Source organism: Streptomyces sp. NBC_01296, from assembly GCF_035984415.1.
GTDB lineage: Bacteria > Actinomycetota > Actinomycetes > Streptomycetales > Streptomycetaceae > Streptomyces.
The window spans coordinates 1,107,669-1,126,470 of sequence record NZ_CP130720.1 but is presented as its reverse complement, the minus strand read 5'-3'; the positions used below and the strand labels follow the sequence as shown (position 1 = coordinate 1,126,470).

Sequence of the window (18,802 nt, the reverse complement as noted above, 5' to 3'; positions counted from 1 at the left end):
GTGCTCCGTCACCACCTGGACCGCCTCGTCCCGCTCCCGCCTTCGGCGGTCAACTGAGGGGCAGGCGCTACGCGTTCCCGCTCCCGCCCGCCTGCGCGTTCTGGATCGCGTGCACCAGCCCGGCGACGAGGTTCGCCCGTTCCGCCATGGCTTCGATCACCACGTACTCGTGGTCGGCGTGGGCGCCGCCTCCGACGGCTCCCAGGCCGTCGAGGGTCGGCACCCCCAGCGCGGCCGTGAAGTTGCCGTCGCTTCCGCCGCCGACCGACCTGCCTTCGAGGCCGGGAAGCAGCTGCCGGGCCACGGCGAAGAGACCGGCCGCCGCCGACTCCGGCATCGGGGGACGGCCGATGGATCCGTGCACGGTGATCCGGGCGTCTTCGAGATGCGGAGCGAGCGCTGCGAACGCGGATTCGATGCGTTCCTTCTCGTCGGCCGACTCGACCCGGACGTCGACGATGACCGTCGCCTCGGCCGGGACGACGTTGTCCAGGGTTCCCGCGGACGCGACGGTCGGGGTGACGGTCGTGCCGATCCCGGGCCGGCCCAGCGCCGCGATGTCCAGTACCTGGTGCGCTGCCTCGATCAGGGCGTTGACCCCGGCTTCGGGCTCGAGGCCCGCGTGCGAGGCCCGGCCGGCGACGGATACGCGGAAGGTGCCGCAGCCCTTGCGGCCGGTCTTCAGGGCCCCGCCGTCGGCGGCGCCTTCGAAGACGAGGACGGCGCCGCAGGCGAGGGCCCGCTCCTCGATGAGGGAGCGGGAGGAGTGGGAGCCGACCTCCTCGTCGGCGGTCACCAGGATCTCGACGCCCGACCGGTCCTCGAGCGCCGCCAGACCGTGGATCGCCTGCACCAGACCGCCGAGCATGTCGAAGACCCCGGGGCCGGTCGCGTGCCCGTCTTCGACCGCGAACGGGCGGCGTGCGAGGGTGCCGAGCGGGAACACGGTGTCGTGGTGACCGAGGATCAGCACCTTGGGATCGCCGCCGGCCGACCAGTGGACGTGCGGTCCGGCTTCGCTGTCGATGAGGACGGCGTGTCCGCCGAGGCGGCTCTCGATGACGCCGGCGACGGTTTTGGCCGATGCGGCCAGGGCCTCGAGATCGCGCGACGGAGACTCGGTTTCGACGAGTGTCCGGAGGTCCTCGATCATCGCGTCAACACTCACGTTGACGGTCGTGCGCAGCGTCATGCGGCAAGGGTAGCCGGGACGCCGCGGCGGAAGGCCGCGGCCGGGACGAACGCGGCGGTGGAGGGGATGATGGAGTGGAGGAGGTGCAAGGCCATGGCGGAGCATGACGGCGGTCCGTCGGCTGGGAAGCTGGAGGAAGGCAGGCTGCTCAAGGAGCTGGAGGCCATCCACCGGACCCGCCACGAGACCCTGCTGTACGGGTCGGACGAGGCGCTGGTCACCCATACGCAGCGGATGAACGAGCTGGAGCACGAGTACGTGCGCCGGCACCCGCAGCGCGCCCAGACGCCGGGGCGGACCCGGTCGGGCGCCCGCGCCCGGACCGGCGAGCCCTGAGGGCCTGCGGACCCGAGGGCTTGAGGGCCTGCGGACCCGAGGGTCTGAGGGCCTGCGGACCCGAGGGACTGAGGGCCTGAGGGTCCGAGAGGCCTGAGGAGCCTGGGGCCTTACTTCTTGGCGTGCTCGCCCAGGTAGAACAGCAGCCAGACGAACCCGGCGAACACGTGCGTCCCGAAGATGTAGAAGAACGCGCGCAGTGCGACGCCCTTCTCCTTCCACTTCTCGTGCTCCGCCACCGCGGAGGCGTGATCCTCGGTCTTGTCGTCCGGCACAGCGGATCTCCGTTCGGGGGCGGGGCGGGGTCAGAGGCAGGGGCAGGGGCAGGGCGGGGCGGGGCGGGTCGGAGAAACAGCGTACGTGGATCCCCGATATGAGCCTCCTTTGCATCGAATGAGACAAATTTGTATCATTTGAGGCGAGGGGGGCTCACTGTGATGCGATGCGACCGCCTCCTCGCCGCGCAACCCCGAACGGAACCCCATGCACGCCCGCCGCACCGCCGCTCCACTCGACCCGCGTCGGTGGATCGTCCTCGCCATCCTGTCCGGCAGCCTTCTGCTGATCTCGATGGACACCACGATCCTGAACGTGGCCTTCCCCTCCCTCGTCGGCGACCTCCGGCCCGGCGCCGTGCAGCAGCTGTGGATCATCGACGTCTACGCGCTCGCCCTCTCCGGCCTGCTGGTCACGGCCGGCGCCCTCGGCGACCGCTGGGGCCGCAAGCGGCTGCTGATGGCGGGCTTCGGGATCTTCTCCGCCGCCTCCCTCATCGCCGTCTTCTCCACCGAGGCCTGGCACGTGATCGCGGCCCGCGCCCTCCTCGGCATCGGCGGCGCGGCGATCATGCCGTCGACCCTGTCGATCCTGCGCAGCGTGTTCACCGACGCCAAGGAGCGGGCCTTCGCGCTCGCCGTCTGGGCGGCCGTCTTCGGCGGCGGCATGGCCTTCGGTCCGGTCGTCGGCGGGCTCCTCGTCCAGGACTACGGCTGGCACTCCGCGTTCCTCCTGAACCTCCCCGTCGTCGCCGTCATCGTCGCGGCCGGCCTGCGCTACCTCCCCGAATCCCGCTCCGCGCGCAGCGCCGGCCGCTGGGACCGGTGGGGCGTCGGCCAGTCGATCGTCGGCATGCTCGCCCTCGCGGGCGGCATCAAGCAGCTCGGCAAGAGCGGGGTCGCCGATCCCCTCCCGTGGGCCCTGCTCGCCCTGGCCGCCGCCGCGCTGACCGTCTTCGTACGCCGCCAGCTGCGCGTGGAGAACCCGCTGCTGCAGGTACGGCTGTTCGCCAAGCCCGCCTTCAGCGTCGCCGCCACCGCGATCTTCCTGCCCATGGTGGGCATGGGCGCGATCCTCTTCCTCGTCACCCAGTGGTTCCAGTACGGCCAGGGCTACACCCCGCTCGAGGCCGGGCTGCGCCTGCTGCCCGCCCCGCTCGCCCTGATCTGCGCCTCGATGGTCGCCCCGACGCTGATGCAGCGCTTCGCGATCCGGCACGTGCTGGGCGCCGGACTGGTGGTGCTGGCCGCCGGCATGGCCCTGCCCTGGACCTTCCAGCAGTTCGCCGACCTCGGCTACCCGGCGTTCGCCGTCGCCCTGACGGTCATGGGCCTGGGCGCGGGCATCGCCACCACCGTCGCCTCGGTCACGCTGATCTCGGCCGCGCCCGCGGACGAGGTCTCCAGCGCGGCCGCCATCGAGGAGACCTGCTACGAACTGGGCTCGGCCATGGGCGTCGCCGTCCTCGGCAGCACCGCGGCTGCCCTGTACCGCGGCAACCTGCCGGCCCTCGACCTGGACGGCTCCACCGTCGCGGCGGTCCGCGAGTCCGTCGGCGAAGCCGCCCACATCGCCGAACAGCTCGGCGGCACGGTCGGCAAGGGCCTGATCGAGGCGGCCTCCCAGGCCTACACCCTCGCCATCACGCCGGCGTTCCTCATCGCGGGGCTCCTCGCGGTCGCCGCGGCGGCCACCACCTGGACGGTGATCCCGCGCGACCTCCGGCCCACCGAGAACCACTGACGAGGCCGGCCCCGCATTCGGCGGCCCGCATCACCGCATCGCCGCATCACCGCCGCAGCGGTGAGGCGGGCGCCGGGCCCAGCGTGGTGGTCCCCGGCGCCGCGCGGTGGCCCAGCCCCGTGCGGTAGGCGTCGAGCGCGGCCTCGGTCCGACCCGTACGCCGCAGCAGGTCGCCCAGCAGCCGGCACAGGTCCGCGAGATCGCCGCTGGCCCCGCTGCGCTCCAGCAGGGTCAGCGCCTGGACGTAGTGCTCCTCGGCGGCCTCGGTCTCCCCGCGCTCCTCGGCCATCAGGCCGAGCAGCCGGTGCGCGCCGCCCGCATGCACGGCGCCGTGGCTGTCGCCCAGCTCCAGCAGTGCGGAGAGCAGCCCGGCGGCCTCCTCGCAGCGGCCGAGCCGGCGCAGTACGTCGGCGAGCTCCACCTCGACCTGCGCCGTGAACAGGGCGGCCCGCCGGGCGGAGAGCATGTCCCGGGCCGTGCGCAACTCCGCCTCCGCCGCCACGAGATCACCGTTCTGCGCCTGTACGTAGCCGCGCATCCAGTGGCAGTGCGCCAGATCGGTCCGCAGCCGCAGCTGCCGGTAGATCGCCTGCGCCTTGGCGAGGGAGTCATCGGCGTCGGCCGGCCGCCCCGCGGTGAGGAAGGTGCGCGCGACCTGCCGGTGCATCCCGGCCACCAGCGCCGGATCGGCCACCTCCGGAGCCAGCGCCAGGGCCAGTTCGGCGGCGTGCGCGGCCCGGGCGTGGGCGCCCATGTCGATGTACGGGCCGATCACGGCCGCGTACAGCAGCACCAGCGCCTCCGGATCGGCCAGCCCGCTCGCGTTCAGCTCGTCGATGGCGGATTCGAGCAGGTAGCAGGCGTAGCGGAGCTCCCCGGCGAGCAGATGCGCGACGGCCCGGCCGCGGATCGGGCGGGCCCGGCGGGGCAGCGGCTCGTCGGCCAGCAGCCGCTCCGCCGCCTCGAAGTGGCCGATGGCGTCCGGTAGTTCCCCCGACTCGATGGCGCAGTCGCCGAGGCCCAGCAGCGCCTCCGCCCGCTCGGCGTCGAGGCCGAGCCGTTCCGCGTCCGCGAGGAGCTGCCGGTAGCGGACGGCGGCCTCGGCGGCGTCGCCGGTGGCCAGCGTCTGCTGGGCGTCGGTGAGGGCGAGGCGCACCTCGGTGGCCAGGTGGGCGGGCCGCCCGGTGGCCAGTTCCTCGTACGAGGTGCCGAGCCGCCCGGCGAGGAAGCGCAGCGCCGTCTCGGAGGGCCGGACCTTGCCCGACTCCAGCGTCGAGATGTAGGCGGAGGTGTACGAGGGCTCCGCCAACGCCCGTTGTGTCAGGCCGAGTTCCGCGCGCATGCGCTGAACCCTGCGGCCGATCTCGGCCGGTTCGTCCATGAAGACCCCCTGGTTGCTCCAACTCCCCATGGTGCAGGGGCGGCAGGCCATTGCGCACGTCCCGTGCGCCCCTTAGTTTAAGCAACTGCTTCAGCCCACTTATCAAGCCGCTTAACTTGCGGCAATTTCCGGCTCCCCGGGGGAGAACTCCATGGACGCGTCCCTTCGCCTGACGCTGCGCGCCGCCCTCGCCGCGGTCTGTACGACGGCCCTGCTGCTGGCCGCAGGCCCCCTCGGCACGGCGGCCGCGGCCCCGCCGCCGATACCCTCGCCGACACCGGCGAAGAGCGGGACCGAGGTGGAGATACCGGGGCCGGAGGACGGCACGGCCGCCGGATCCGGCCACACCCGCGTCCCCGTCGCCGGGCAGGCGAAGAAGGCCCCGCAGCTGTCCGAGGCCGAGCGGGCGGCCGACGGCGACGTCGCCAAGATGGTCGACAACGGCCCGACCGCCGACCGCCTGGACATCGTCGTCATCGGCGACGGCTACACCGCCGCCGAGCAGGACCGGTTCCACGCCGACGCCCGGGCCAAATGGGCCGAGATCGCCGCCGTCGAGCCGTACTCCACGTACCGCAACCTCTTCAACGTCTGGACGGTCGACGCCGTCTCCCACGACTCCGGCGTATCCGGCGACCCCACGCCGGCCACCGTCCGTGACACCGCCCTCGGCTCGTACTTCTGGTGCGAGGACATCGAACGGCTGCTCTGCATCGACCAGCCGAAGGTGGACGCGTACGTGGCGAAGGCGCCCGAGGCCGACCTGGTCCTCGTCCTCGCCAACAGCGCCAAGTACGGCGGGGCCGGCTACAACGAGCCCAGCCCCACCCTCGGCTACGCGGGGATATCGACGGCGTCGGCGGGCAACGCGAAGTCGGGCCAGGTCGCCATCCACGAGACCGGCCACTCCCTGGGCAAGCTCGCCGACGAGTACTTCTACCCCGGCACCCCGGGCTACGAGAAGTACGAGGGCCCCGAGCCCGCCGACTCCAACACCTCCACCCTGCCCGCCGACCGGATGGCCGCCGAGCAGGCCAAGTGGTACCGCTGGCTCGGCGCCCCGTCGCCCGACGGCGGCACGGTCGGCGCGTACGAGGGCGGCGGCTACTACGTCACCGGCCTGTACCGGCCCACCGACAACTCGATCATGCGCGTGCTCGGCAAGCCGTTCAACCTGCCCGGCACCGAGGCGATGATCGCCGGCTTCTACCAGCACGCGAAGCCCGCCGCCGCGCTCACCCCGACCGGCCGCACCCTGCGGCTGCGAGGCACGGCCAAGGTCTCCGTACCCCGGCTGGCCGGAGCGGACGGCCGGCAGCTCGACGTCCGCTGGTACCTGGACGGGCGGGAGCTGAAGCGGTTCGCGGGCCGGACCGAGGTCGCGGTGTCCGAGCTGTGGCTCTTCGACCTGCGCACGCACAAGCTGTCGGTCACGGCCGAGGACCGCACGCCCTCGGTCCGCGACCCGAAGATCGCCCGCAGCCTCAAGTCCACGGTCGTCTGGAGCGTCCGCCTGTAGGGGCGGCCGGGAGTTTCAGGCGCCGGACGCGTACGTCCAGAAGTCGCGCATCACGGCGGGCGGGGTCGGGCCGGTCATCTCCCGCTGGGTGAGCAGGACGGAGACGGCGCCGGTGGCCGGGGTGATGTGGGCCGCGGTCCCGGTGCCGCCGACCCAGCCGTACCGGCCCGGCACGTTCCACGGGTCGCGGGCCGTGACGTCCACCGAGCCGCCGAACCCCCAGCCCTGGCCCTCCAGGAACAGTTCGCCGCCGGACCGCTGGGCCGCGGTCAGCCAGTCGGTGGTCATCTGCCGCACCGACTGGGCCGACAGGAGCCGGCCCCGGTCCCCGTCCAGCGCGCCCTGCGCGAGCATCATCCGGCCGAACGCGTACCAGTCGTCGGCGGTCCCGACCAGGCCGCCGGTGCCGGAGGGGAAGGCCGGGACGCTGCTCCACTGCCCGTGGGGGGCGTCGGCCAGTTCGAGGCCGCCGTCGCCCCCGCGGTAGAAGCTCGTGAACCGGCCCAGGTCTGCCGGCAGGACGGCGAACCCGGTGTCCGCCATGCCCAGCGGCTCGAAGATCCGCTCGGCCAGGAACTCGGGCAGCGACTGCCCCGACACCCGGGCGATCAGCACGCCCAGGATGTCCGAGCAGGTGTTGTACAGCCAGGCCTCGCCCGGCTGGTACAGCAGCGGAATGCCCGACAGCGCCTTCATCCACGCGTCCGGCCCGGCGATGTGCTGCGGCTGCGGCGGCCCCTGCTTCAGCTCGCTGACCAGCAGACCGACCGCGGGCAGCGAGAAGTCGGACGGGAACCCGTACCCGGCGCGGAACGTGAGCAGGTCGAACACGGTGATCGGGCGGGCCGCGGGCACCACGTCGTCGACCGGGCTCGCGGGCGTACGGACGGCGACGCGCGACGCCAGTTCCGGCAGCCACGGCTCGACCGGGTCCTCCAGCGCGAACCGGCCCTCCTCGACCAGCATCATGACCGCCGCGGCCGTCACCGGTTTGGTGAGCGAGGCGATGCGGAAGATCGAATCCCGGACCATCGGAGCCGTGCCCTCGACGTCGGCCGAGCCGACGGCCTCGACCTCCACCCGGTCGCCCCGGGCCACCAGGCCCACCGCCCCGGGCAGCGATCCGCTGCTCACGTGCCGTTCCAGGATGTCGCGCAGGCCGGTCATCACTCCACCTCTCCCGATGCCTCTCCCGAGGCGGGGGCCGGCCGAGCGGGCCGGCCCTCGCAGACAAAGACTCCCGCAGCGGCGTGGATTCATCGGCCGGACGCGCGGCGCACGACCGGACGGGTCACCACCAGTAGGCGGGATACCGCGGTGCCTTGCGCCGGATGCGCGAAGCGGCGTAGCCGGTCAGGACGAGCAGCACCGTCGAGCCGAACAGCAGGGGCACGAACCGGGCCGGGGCCGGGGTCTGCAGCACGATCACGACGGAGGTGGCACAGGCGGGCGAGTGCGGGGTGCGGGCGACCAGCAGCAGCGCGAGCGTGACGCCGACCGCGACGGCCGCGGCCCAGGCGCTGCTGCCGGCGGCGGCGAGGACGCCGTATCCGACGGCCATGCCCAGCAGGTGGCCGACGACCACACCGCGCGGCTGGGCCAGGGGCAGGGTGGGAGCGCTGTGCACGAGGGCGACGCTCGCGGCCAGCGGCGGTATCAGCACCGGCTCGTGGAGCATCGCGCCGATCCCGACGAGCCCCAGCAGGACCGCCGTGACGGCGCTGATGCTGTGGAACGCGGCTGCGGGGGTGGGACGCGCGGGAGCCCGGCCGGCGGCGGTCCGGGACGGGGCCGGCTCGGCGGCGGATTCGGGGGCGGACGGGGAGGGCAGGACGGTGGTCATGTGCGGTTTCCGGGGCAGGACGACAGGGCGAATGCGGTCGAGGCGGCACTGAGGCAGGGTGATCAACCGCCGCCTCGGCCTCGCGCCTGTCCCTGGTACGGCCGACGCAGACCGGGTACGACCTTATCCGCCAGGTGTGCGAGGGCCGCCTCGGGGGAGGAACAGGGGTACGGGAAGGACGGAACATGACGACGCACGCCCACGGCGCAGAGGTGCACGGCCCCGAGGGCCCGAGGGACTGCGACCAAATGACCGCGCCCCCACCCGCGCCCGCCCCCGCCCCCGCCTCGGGCGGTGAGCCGGCCTGCCTGCTCCACCTGGTCTGCCCCGACTGCGGACGGCTCGCCACCGGACGAGGCGCCCCGGCCTGCTCCCACTGCGGCAGCCCGCTCCCGGACCCCGGCCCCTGACGGCTCCGCGGCCGTCCCGGATATCCGCTGGCTCGGGCGGCGGGCGCCGACCTAGGGTTCCGCCCATGACGATCATGGGCTCCGACGCCGTAGACCGATCCGTTTCCCTCACCGCACAGGCGCTCCGACGGGTGGCGCAGCTCGACTGGTCCGCCCCGGCGGCCGACCTCGAGTGGAGCTGTTACGACACAGCCGTCCACGTGGCGAGCGATTTCACCGGGTACGCCACCCAGCTGACCGGGCGCTCGACCAGCGGCTACGCCCCCTTCGACATCAGCGCGGACCCCGGCACCACCCCCACCGGCCTGATCCAGGTCATCGAGGCCACCGGAGGCCTGCTGTCCGCCGCCGTGGCCGTGACCGGCCCCGAGGTCCGGGCCTGGCACCCTTACGGCATGGCGGGCCCGGACGGCTTCGCCGCGATGGGCGTCGTCGAGACGCTGCTGCACACCCACGACATCCTGGTCGGCCTCGGCGTCCGCGACTGGGAGCCCGACGCGGACCTGTGCGAACAGGTCCTCGTCCGGCTCTTCCCGCAGGCTCCGCGCGACCTCGCCGCTCCCTGGCCGACCCTCCTGTGGGTGACCGGCCGGGCCGGACTCCCGGGCCTGCCCCGCCACCGGGCCTGGCGCTGGTACGCCGAACCCATCGCCACGGAACGCGTCGTGCTCTGCGAGATCTCCCCGCTCGTCGCGGGCGACCTCCGCGACGGCGGCACCGGCGGTTTCGCCTGGGCCGAGGACGGCCCCGGCGAGGGCACCCGGGTCGCCTCCGGGATGGTGGCCAAGGCGCGGGAGGAGGGCACGTTCCGCCCGGGGTGGGGCGCGTACGCCATCGTCCGTACGCAGGACCGGCGCGCCATCGGCGGGATCGGCTTCCACGGCGCGCCCGACGCCGAGGGGAACGCGGAGATCGGCTACGACCTCGTACCGGCCGCCCGCGGCAACGGGTACGCCACCGAGGCGCTGAAGGGGCTGATCGGCTGGGCACTCGGGCAGCCCGGTGTGACCGCGCTGCACGCCCGCGTCGACGCGGACAACGCGCCCTCCCACGGGGTGGTCGTCCGGGCGGGGTTCGAGCGGACGGGCTCCACCGGGGAGGGCGAAGCCCGCTACACCCTGCGGGCCGCAGCTCGGTAGCCGCAGCCGGAGACCCGCGTGCGGCAGGAGACGCGGTCGTTCCACTCGGGCCCGGCGGGTGTCCGGGGCGATAGCCTCGCAAGCGGACGCCCGACACCGGCTCGGAAGGCAGGTCCCGATGGCGAGTTCTCCGATTTCCTCCGCCTCCGCTCGTTCCCAGGTGCCCGTGATCGACCTCGGACCGTGGCGGTCCGGGGAGCCTGGGGCGCGGGAGCGGATCGCCGCCCGCGTCGACGAGGCCCTCCGGGCCGCCGGGTTCCTGCTGATCACCGGGCACGGTGTGGACCCGGAGCTGCCCGCACGGATCCGGGCGGCCGCCAAGGAGTTCTTCCGGCTGCCGGCGGAGGCGAAGGAGCCGTACGCGGTCGCGGTCGGCGGCCGCGGCTGGCTCGGCCCGGGCGCCGAGGCCAACAGCTATGCGGAGGGGGCCGCCTCGCCGCCCGACCTCAAGGAGTCCTGGTCGTGCGCGGCGGACGAGCCGACCGGGGACCCGTCCGTGGACGCGGAGTGGTTCCGGCCGAACGCCTGGCCGGCCGAGGTGCCCGCGCTGCAGTCGCCGGCCGTCGAGTACATCGCGCAGATGCGGGCCCTGTCCGACGAGCTGCTGGAGCTCCTCGCCACCGCGCTGGGCCTCGCCGAGGACCATTTCACCCGCCACACCGGGCACCCCACCTGGGGGTTCAACCTCAACTGGTACCCGGGCACCGAGGTGCTCGGCGAGCCGCTGCCCGGCCAGTTCCGCATCGGGGCGCACACGGACTTCGGGACGGTCACGGTCCTCGACCGCGAGCCGGGCGCGGGCGGGCTCCAGATCCACACCGACGCCGACGGCTGGCAGGACGCCCCGTACGACCCGGCCGCGCTCACCGTGAACATCGGCGACCTGATGGCCCGCTGGACCGGGGACCGCTGGCGCGCGGGCCGCCACCGGGTGCTGCCGCCGCCCGCCGACGCACCGGCCGAGGAGCTCATCTCGCTGGTCTACTTCTACGAATGCGACCCGCACACCCGGGTGGAGTCCCTCCCGGCGCCGGTCGGCCGGGTGGCGCACGACCCCGTGGACTCCCACACGTACCTGCGGGGCAAGCTGGACGCGATCACCGTCTCCTGACGCCTCCCACCCTCGCCGGGTGCGTGCCGTTCGCCCGGGAGGGGCCGATTACCGCTGGTCGGCGGTGTTCGGCAGGATGGGGGCATGACCGAGATCCGTACCCCCCGACTCCTCCTCCGCCGCTGGACCGACGACGACCTCGTCCCCCTGTCGGAGATCAATGCCGACCCGGACGTGATGCGCTGGATCGGCGACGGCTCCACCCTCGACCTCGAGCAGACCGCCGAGGAGATCGAGCGCTGGGAGGACGAGTGGGACGAGGAGGGCTTCGGCCTCTTCGCCGTCGAACTGCTGGCTTCGGGGGAGCTGATCGGGGCCGTCGGCCTGTCCGTGGCGCAGTCCCCGGCGCAGGCGCGGGACTTCGTGGCGGTCAGCTGGCGGCTCGGCCGGCAGTACTGGGGCCAGGGCTACGCCTCCGAGGCCGCGCAGGCCACCTTGGAGTTCGCCCTCCAGGACCGCGGCCTCGACCGGGTGATCGCGGTGAACAGGTCGGGCCACGAGGAATCCGAGAACGTGATCCGCAAGCTCGGCATGGTGATGGACCTCGACACGACGGACCCGGAGCACGGCCACCTGATCCAGATCCACAGCATCGACCTGTCGGAGTACGAGGGCTGACCACCGGCTCCGCACGGGGACCGGGACCGGGCCGGTCAGGCGGGGGCCGCGCCCGGGGCCTCGGCCGCACGCCCCGCGCGGACCGCGGCGAGCGCGGCGGCGTGGACGGCGGCCGGGTCGCCGTGGTGGGGGACCGGGCTGCCGGTCAGGGTGTACCACTCCTCCGCGTCCGTGTACTGGATCTCGATCCGGACCCGGCCGCCCGCCACCGCCGTCGTCCGCACGGTCAGCGGGCCCGTGATGACACCGACCTCGTCGGTCATCGCCCCGCCGGGCCCGGCCGGGACCTCGTCGCACCACTGCTGCCGTCCGGTCATGTGCTGTCGTCCGGTCATGCCGCGCAGCTGTCCAGCATCGTCCCGAGCATCTTCTTCTCCGGTTCCGTCACGGTCAGGCCGTACGTCGATTTCACGGTGGTCCAGGCCCGCCCGTACTGGCACCAGCTCGACTTGTCCGGCGGCTGCCACAGGTCCGGGCTCTGGTCGCCCTTCGACCGGTTCGTGGCCGCGGTCACCGACAGCAGCTGGGGGTGGGTCAGGTCGTTCGCGAAGGCCTTGCGCTGCGCGGCGTCCCAGCCGGCCGCACCCGAGCGCCAGCCCTCGGCGAGCGGCACGATGTGGTCGATGTCCATCTTGGACGCCTCGGTGACCACCGCCCCGTCGTACAGGCTCTTCCAGGTGCCGGAGACCGCCTTGCACTCGGAGTCCTGCTTGACGTCCGTGCCGTCCCGCTTGAGGACGACCTCGCGGGTGTCGCACTTGTTGCCCTGCTCGGCCCAGTGCGTGAACTTGGCCCGGCTGTAGCCGGCCATGGTGCCGGGCGCCGCGACCTTCAGCGCGGCCAGTCGGGTCCGGGCCACCTGGACGGTGACCATGCCGGGCAGTACGTCCCCGGCGGCCGGTTTGGCATCGCCCGCCCCCGGAGCGGAGGGCGACGTGCCGGCCGGGGCCGGCGGCGCCGAGGCCTTCCCGTCCTTGTCCGTCGTGCCGGTTCCCGAGCACCCGGCCACGGCCAGCAGCACCGATGCCGCCAGGACCGCACCGCGTACACGTATCTGACGTCCCATGAACCCCACCCCGAGCCGGCTCCACACCCTGTCCGGGAAAGACTACCCAGAACCGGACATTCAACCGGACACCCAACCGGCCGCGCCCACGCCGACGTCGAGCAGGGCCCCCTCGTGAGGCGTTGTCAGTGGCCCTCGCTAGTCTCCCCGCATACCGCAGCTCAGGGGGTCCTTTCCCCCTGGTCGACGCTGCGCGCATCCGGATCGGGCAGGCGGAGGGGCACGTACTGATGGCATGGCTGGCGGCGGGCGAGGGGTACGAGATCGCTCTGGTGGAAGGGAAGGTGGCGGCGAGGTCCGCCACGGGCCGCACGGCGGGACGGCAGTTGAAGACGCTGCCCAAGGCGCTGCGCGACCACCCCGAGGTGGACCGGCTGCGCCGGCTCGCCGAATGGCTGGATCGACACGAGGCCGCCTGCATCGCCCAGGTGGACACCTGGATGGTGTCCTCGCTGCCCGTGCCGACGGCGCTCCTCGCGCAGGTCTGGCCGGACGAGGCCTGGCAGAACGCGCTGCGCGACATGGCCGTCGTCGGCGAGGACCCGGACGAGGTGGGCTTCCTGCGCGACGCCACCGCCTCCGGCGAGCTGAGGGTGGTCAACCTCGACGGCGAGACCGTACGGCTCTCCCCGCGCACGGTGACGCTGCCGCACCCGGTGCTGCTGCCCGACCTGGACGACGTACGGGACTTCGCGGCCGAACTCGGCATCGTGCAGCGCGTCGAGCAGATCCACCGGCCGACCTGGCAGAAGCCGCAAGGCCTGGCGGCCACCGCCACCGAGGTACGGGACTACGCGGGCGGGGTCTTCGCGAGCAGGTTCGGCCTGGCCGCCCGGGCGACGGGCCTCGGCTACCGGGTCTCCGGCGGCTACGCGACCTGCAAGGTCCGCGACACGGGCGGGGGCACGGAAGCGGCGGTCTGGATCGGCGAGCCGTACTACGAGGACGAGACGAGCACCGGCGCCCTGAGCTGGCACGACGAGAACGGCCGGGCGGTGCGCCTGACGGAGGTCGGACCGGTCGCCTGGTCCGAGGGCATGCGGATGGCCGCGGCGCTGTACGCCGGGCGCAAGATCGAAGAGGGCGGGGACGCACGATGAGCACCACCACCACCGGCACCACAGGGGCGACCGACACCGCGGCCGACGCCGAACTGCTGCTCAAGGCGGGCGCCGTGCTGCCCCGCGGCACCGACGACGCAGGCCCGTCGGCCGTCGACCTGACCGCGCGCATCTACCGCCACCCGGCCCTCGACGACGAGCGCGTCGTCGTCCGGCTGGCCGCCGCCGAACTGGGTCCGGCCGAGGACCTGGCCGCCGGGTTCCTGGGACTCGTACGCGACGAGGGCGAGCCGCCCGTGGTCGGCCTCGGCCAGCGCCAGGCCCTCGGCTTCCCCGAATGGGTCCTCGTGCACCACCCGGAGGACGGACACCACGCCCTCGCCGTGGTTCCCGAACTCGACCGGCTCGCCCGCCAGGCCAAGACCAAGCCCAAGGCCGCCCTCGACGCCTGCCACGAACTGGCCGGCCGGCTCGCCGCCGCCGTCCCGCACTTCCTGCCCGTCTTCTACGAGCAGGCCGCCCGCGTCTTCCTCGCCGTCGAGAACACCACGTACGCCGCGCAGCTGTTCGGCCGCGCCCGGACCAGCGAGGCCCAGCACGGTCTCGCCGTCGACGAGGACCGCCTCGACGGCGTGTTCCTCGAATTCGCCCTGGTCGGCGCCCTCCCGGTGAAGGTGCTCACCGGCTACGCCAAGGAGCTGTCCGGCCGCGTCAGCCCCGCCGAGGCCCATGAGCGCTTCCGCCGGCTGTGCGTGCGCCGCACCGCGGGCGGACTGCCGCCCTCTGCGCAGGCCGCGACCGAGCTGCGCCGCCTCGCCCGGGCCGCCGGCCTGACCGGCACCGAGGCCGAGCAGGACTACCTCGCCGAGCTGCTGCCGCTGCCCGCCACCCTGCGCGCCGCGTTCGGCTGGTGGAAGGCGCACCGCACGGCCCTGGTCGCGCTGGCCCGCCGGGTGCCGGCCGTACGGGGCACCCTGCTCGGTCTGATGCCGCCCGGCGGCGGCGACGGCGAACTCTCCGCCCTCTGGCTGGGCGTGCTCGAGGAATCCGGCGCCACCGCCGGTCTGATCGCGGCCGAACCGCCCGCCGAGCAGCGCTGCTCCGACGGCGCCGCCGGCTGGCTCGAACGCTTCCACGCCGCCCGTCACACCGGCTGGGGCTCGCGCCCCACGCTGCCGGCCCTGCTCGACCTCGTCACCCGGGCGGCCGACCGGCTGCGCGCCGAACTCGCCGAGCCCGGCCGCGAAGCAGGCCTGAAGGTGGGCGTCGAGGACGCCGACCTGCTGGACCTGCTGCTCTCCCTGGACATCCCGGTCACCGACCCCGAGACCGAGTCCCGGTCCCACCGGCGCCACGTCCAGCTGAACCTGACCGACTGGGCCGGCTCCGACCAGCGCCGGGACCTCCTCGCCATCGCCGCCGACCCGCGCTTTTGGCCCGCCTTCCGGCGCGCCGCGTACAGCCTCGGCGGTGACGCCGAAGCGGTGAACGTCATGCGGCTGCTCGCCGCCTCGCCCGGCGGCCGCCCCCTGCTCACCGAGTGGATGCACAAGGTGGCCGGAGCCTCCACCGCCGCCGGTCTGCCCGGCCTGCCCGAGGCCATCCGCCGGCTGACCTGGCTGCCCGCCGAGGCCCTCGAACTCGCCCGCGAGGAGGTGGCCGCCGCGGCCGCCGCCGACCTCGGCGAGACCCTCGCCCGCACCCTGCGCGCCGGCCTCTTCGAGGAGCTCTCCTGGCCCGCCTGGGAGTCCGCGATCGCCGAGCTGAAGCCCGCCCAGGGCGGGCACGGGCTGACGGTCGTCGAGGCCTGGCCGTACCTGATCGTCGCCAACTCCACCCAGGTCCGCGTCATCGACGCCGACTCCACCGTGCTCACCCACGACCTGCGGGTTCCGGTCGACAACGCGCGCCGGTGCGGGTTCCACTACGTCGACGGCGAACTGCTCGTCTTCTGGGCCCACTACGGCTCCGGGGGCGCCGAGGGCTACTGGCACACCGCCCCCGGCGACGTCTTCACCCTGGACTTCGAGGGCAGCTACTGGAACCTGCGCTCCGAGGACATCAGCCTGCCGCTGCCCGGCGGCGGCCGCACCACCGGCGGCGGCGTCCTGCACGCGGGAGACACCAGGCTGCCGAGCGGGCGGGCCCTGCTGTCGGACGGGACCTCGTACTGGGTGTGGCAGCGCCGCGACCAGGAGAACGACGGCGGCTGGCGCGAGTACGACCCCGTCAGCGGAGCACTCGGCCGGCTTTCGCTGCCCGGCTTCCTCGCCGACGCACTGCGCGCGCACCCCGCAGACGGCACCGGGAACGACGCCACCGTGCCCGCCCAGTCCTGCTGGCTGCGGCCCGCGCCCACCGTCGAGGGCTCCGTCCTCGGCGCGCCCGTGGACGGCCTGCTCGGCTGGCGTGCCGTACGCGTGGCCGGCCGGGGCTGGCAGGCCTCCGACACCGGCGGCCGCAGCGTCGGCGCCCCCGAGGGCGCCGAAATGCCCGTCGCGGCGCTCCTCTTCCCCGGCGACGAGCGGCCGCGCGCGCTGACGCACCGCTGGCGCGAGCTGAGCATCAGCGACCCGGACGGCGTGGTCACCGCCCAGTCGCGCAGCGACTACCGCAACGCCGCCTTCTCCACCGGCAGCGTGGACCTGCCGCCGCTGCCCTTCTGGTACGCGCTGCGCCCGCGCGACCCCGAGGGATCGGCCGCCCTGCGCGCCGCCGAAGGCGCCCCGGTCGGCGCTCTGCTCAAGGCGGCCGGCGCCGCCGAGACGGCCACCGGCCTGCCCGACCTGGTCCGTGCGGCGCTGCCGCAGGTCACCGCCCCGGAGCTGATCGGGGGCATCGTCGAGGTGCTGCGCTTCGCCCTCACCCAGCAGCTGGCGCTGGACGAGGTCGCCGCCAGGCTGGACCCCGACACGTGCGCGGCCGCCGACCGCGAGCCCGAAGGCCCCACCGACGAACTGATCGCCGACGCACTGCGCGGGCTCGCCGGCACCGGCTACTACCGCCACGGCGCCCAGACCGACGCCGCCTACCGCTACCTGGGCGGGCTGGCCCGGGCGGCCGCCGACACCGACGCCGAGGCCGTCCCCGGCCGCCTCCACTTCGACCTGCCCGAACTTCCCTACTCCGCCTTCCCGTTCACGCAGCTGCTGGACCAGCCCGCGGCGATCGCGTACCGGGCCGTCGCCGTCGGCACCACCGACGAGCAGCGGACCGCCCTGTGCACCCTGCTCGGCCGGGTGGACGCCCTCGGGCTCGCCTCGGCCGAGGGCTCCGCCGACCGCTGGCGCCGGGTCCTGGTCCACCTCGACCAGCGCCATCTGCGCACCCCCGACGGCATCGAACGCAACACCTCGCACCGCAGCGTGCTCCCGCTCGGCGGCGGAGCCGTCCTCGGCCTCACCGAGCACTGCACGTCCGTATCCGACGGCCACGAGTTCGGGGCGCTGTTGTACGACCCCGCCGGCCGTTTCGCCGTGCCCGGCCCGTACACCCTGCGCGGTGACGCCCCGCTCGGCGACCGGGAACGCGGCCCCGGCTGGCTGACGGCCTTCCTGGCGGAGGCCGCAGACCGCGGCTCCGCGCCGTTCTTGCCCGAAGCCGCCGAGGAGTTCGCCCGCCTCACCGGCATGTCCGGCACCGTCGCACGGCTGCTGCTGGCCAGCCTGCCGAACATCGAAAGCTGGCAGCACGATTTCCTGCCGACCGCACTGCGCACCGCCGTGGGCGTCAAGGTGGCCGACGCGAAGCGCGCCCGGGCCGAGCTCCAGGGTCTCGACGCCGAGGTGCGGCGTGCCGTCGTCGCCGCGCTGCTGCCCGCCGACCCGGCGCGGCTGTGGACCGAAGGACCGGACGTGGCCGCCGCCGCGCAGGAGTGGAACCGCCGCGTGGGCCGCCGTACGCCCGTGCCGGAGTGGCTGCTCGCCGAGGCCGCGCGCGCCAAGGCCACGCACGCGAGCACCGGCTGGTCCACCCACCGGGCCCTCTCCGCGATCCTCGAGCCGGCGACCTCCCCGCCGCTGAGCGTGGATGTCGCCTGGGAGGTGAAGGGGGACCACGTCGAGCCCTGCGAACCGGCCACCGAACCCTTCACCTCGGCCATCCTGACCGGTGCGCTGACCTTGACGGCCTGGATGGCCCACCGGCTGCCCGCCGGCGACCCCCTGCGGACGGCCCTGCCCCCCACCCTGACCGCCGTACGGCAGCGGCTGGCCGCGCCCGGACTGATGCTCACCATCGGGCACTTCACCAGCCTCCCCGACTTCCGGAAGGCCGCGGGCACGCCGACCGAGACGGGCGAGGGCTACGAGCGGTACGGCGCGGTGGTCATGGCCACCCACGACGACCGGCCCAAGCCCGCACTGCGGACGGCCCTGCTCGACTCCACCGGCTCCGACCCGTACCTGCCGGCGCTGCGCGGCGACGACCAGCTGCAGTCCCCGGTGGAGACGGCGCTGCGGGCCGTCCACGACCCGCGCTTCGCCGCGCTGCTCGCGGATCCGGGCGCCCCGGCGGCGGGGGCCGCGGTCGACAAGGACGGCACGTGGTGGCCGCAGGACCCGAGCCGCTCGGTGCCCGAGCTGGTCGCGGAGGTCTCCGGGGCCCACGGCCTGGGCGCCGACGCGGCCGCCCTGTACCTGGCACTGCTCGCCATGCCCGACCCCACCGACCGCAACGTGGCGCGCTGGACGGGCTGGAAGCCGGTCCGGCTGAAGGCCGCCCGCGCCGAACTGGCCGCCACCGAGCTGGTGGTGACGGCCTCGCGGACCCGGGCGGGACGCTCGCTGTTCCTGCCCGGCGGCTGGGCGGAGATGTCCTCGCCGGTGCTGCCGGTGGAGCAGTGGAAGCTCCCGATGTACGGGCTGGCCCCGGGCGGTCGGCCGGTGCTGGGCGTGCTGGTCCCGGACGAGCCGGCCGCGGAGCTCTACCGGCGGGCCTGGCAGCGGGTCCGCGAGGGCGACGTACCGCGCTTCGAGGCCCTGAAGGTCAAGCGCACCCGCACGCGCCGCCGCTGACGGTCGACCGCCGGACCGGCCGGGCGGCGCAGTGCGCCGCCCGGCCCGTCCGCACCCGTCCCACTGACTTCGCACCTACTCCGAAGGACACG

At 74.2% G+C, this 18,802-nt stretch carries 16 protein-coding genes; 9 read left to right on the top strand and 7 right to left on the bottom strand.

The genetic code is table 11. From position 1 onward, the window contains the following. Positions 1-67 precede the first annotated feature (67 nt). Positions 68-1,192, bottom strand: a complete 1,125-nt coding sequence (locus tag OG299_RS05450; protein WP_327360701.1) for a M20 family metallopeptidase — start codon at positions 1,190-1,192, stop codon at positions 68-70. Positions 1,193-1,285: 93 nt separating this feature from the next. On the opposite strand from OG299_RS05450, the gene OG299_RS05445 reads away from it, so the two are divergent. Next, entirely contained in the window at positions 1,286-1,528 is a 243-nt protein-coding gene (locus OG299_RS05445) for a DUF6158 family protein (protein ID WP_266637387.1), read from the top strand. A 110-nt stretch (positions 1,529-1,638) separates the two neighbouring features. Here OG299_RS05445 and OG299_RS05440 read toward each other — a convergent pair whose 3' ends face one another. Further along, positions 1,639-1,803: a DUF6126 family protein gene (locus OG299_RS05440; RefSeq protein WP_266637385.1), complete on the bottom strand. Its 165-nt coding sequence runs from the start codon at positions 1,801-1,803 to the stop codon at positions 1,639-1,641. Positions 1,804-2,011: 208 nt separating this feature from the next. Here OG299_RS05440 and OG299_RS05435 point away from each other — a divergent pair, with 208 nt between their 5' ends. Then, positions 2,012-3,547, top strand: coding sequence for an MFS transporter (locus tag OG299_RS05435; protein ID WP_327360700.1), 1,536 nt, complete (start codon positions 2,012-2,014; stop codon positions 3,545-3,547). 46 nt (positions 3,548-3,593) lie between these two features. Here the strand turns inward: OG299_RS05435 and OG299_RS05430 are convergent, their stop codons facing one another. Further along, positions 3,594-4,928, bottom strand: coding sequence for a tetratricopeptide repeat protein (locus tag OG299_RS05430; protein ID WP_327360699.1), 1,335 nt, complete (start codon positions 4,926-4,928; stop codon positions 3,594-3,596). Between the two features lie 151 nt (positions 4,929-5,079). On the opposite strand from OG299_RS05430, the gene OG299_RS05425 reads away from it, so the two are divergent. After that, on the top strand, positions 5,080-6,447 hold the full coding sequence (locus tag OG299_RS05425) for a M64 family metallopeptidase (RefSeq protein WP_327360698.1): 1,368 nt from the start codon (positions 5,080-5,082) through the stop codon (positions 6,445-6,447). A gap of 15 nt (positions 6,448-6,462) precedes the next feature. On the opposite strand, the gene OG299_RS05420 is transcribed toward OG299_RS05425, so the two are convergent. Together OG299_RS05420 and OG299_RS05415 are read right to left on the bottom strand one after the other, a co-directional pair. Next, a complete protein-coding gene (locus OG299_RS05420; RefSeq protein ID WP_327360697.1) occupies positions 6,463-7,614 on the bottom strand; it encodes a serine hydrolase domain-containing protein in 1,152 nt (383 codons plus the stop codon). A 124-nt stretch (positions 7,615-7,738) separates the two neighbouring features. After that, positions 7,739-8,290: an HPP family protein gene (locus OG299_RS05415; protein ID WP_327360696.1), complete on the bottom strand. Its 552-nt coding sequence runs from the start codon at positions 8,288-8,290 to the stop codon at positions 7,739-7,741. Positions 8,291-8,475: 185 nt separating this feature from the next. Here OG299_RS05415 and OG299_RS05410 point away from each other — a divergent pair, with 185 nt between their 5' ends. The 4 genes from OG299_RS05410 (at position 8,476) to OG299_RS05395 (ending at position 11,568) form a co-directional block, all read left to right on the top strand. Beyond that, the gene (locus OG299_RS05410; RefSeq protein WP_327360695.1) at positions 8,476-8,700 is read left to right on the top strand and encodes a hypothetical protein; all 225 of its coding nucleotides are present in this window, start codon (positions 8,476-8,478) and stop codon (positions 8,698-8,700) included. A 65-nt stretch (positions 8,701-8,765) separates the two neighbouring features. Further along, positions 8,766-9,839: a GNAT family N-acetyltransferase gene (locus OG299_RS05405; RefSeq protein WP_327360694.1), complete on the top strand. Its 1,074-nt coding sequence runs from the start codon at positions 8,766-8,768 to the stop codon at positions 9,837-9,839. A gap of 118 nt (positions 9,840-9,957) precedes the next feature. Beyond that, a complete protein-coding gene (locus OG299_RS05400; RefSeq protein ID WP_266637369.1) occupies positions 9,958-10,950 on the top strand; it encodes an isopenicillin N synthase family dioxygenase in 993 nt (330 codons plus the stop codon). Between the two features lie 84 nt (positions 10,951-11,034). Beyond that, positions 11,035-11,568: a GNAT family N-acetyltransferase gene (locus OG299_RS05395; protein WP_266637367.1), complete on the top strand. Its 534-nt coding sequence runs from the start codon at positions 11,035-11,037 to the stop codon at positions 11,566-11,568. Positions 11,569-11,603: 35 nt separating this feature from the next. Here the strand turns inward: OG299_RS05395 and OG299_RS05390 are convergent, their stop codons facing one another. Further along, positions 11,604-11,903 (bottom strand): hypothetical protein, encoded by a 300-nt coding sequence (locus OG299_RS05390; protein ID WP_266637365.1) that lies wholly within the window; start codon positions 11,901-11,903, stop codon positions 11,604-11,606. Further along, positions 11,900-12,634 carry an HNH endonuclease family protein gene (locus OG299_RS05385; RefSeq protein WP_327360693.1) on the bottom strand — a complete coding sequence of 245 codons (735 nt, stop codon included), beginning with the start codon at positions 12,632-12,634 and terminating at the stop codon, positions 11,900-11,902. Before OG299_RS05385 ends, OG299_RS05390 begins: the two co-directional genes overlap by 4 nt. A 230-nt stretch (positions 12,635-12,864) precedes the next feature. Between OG299_RS05385 and OG299_RS05380 the strand changes: the two genes are divergently transcribed. Both OG299_RS05380 and OG299_RS05375 read left to right on the top strand, forming a co-directional pair. Then, positions 12,865-13,734 (top strand): DUF4132 domain-containing protein, encoded by an 870-nt coding sequence (locus tag OG299_RS05380; protein WP_327360692.1) that lies wholly within the window; start codon positions 12,865-12,867, stop codon positions 13,732-13,734. Further along, positions 13,731-18,710: a DNA-binding protein gene (locus tag OG299_RS05375; protein WP_327360691.1), complete on the top strand. Its 4,980-nt coding sequence runs from the start codon at positions 13,731-13,733 to the stop codon at positions 18,708-18,710. Before OG299_RS05380 ends, OG299_RS05375 begins: the two co-directional genes overlap by 4 nt. Positions 18,711-18,802: the final 92 nt, after the last annotated feature.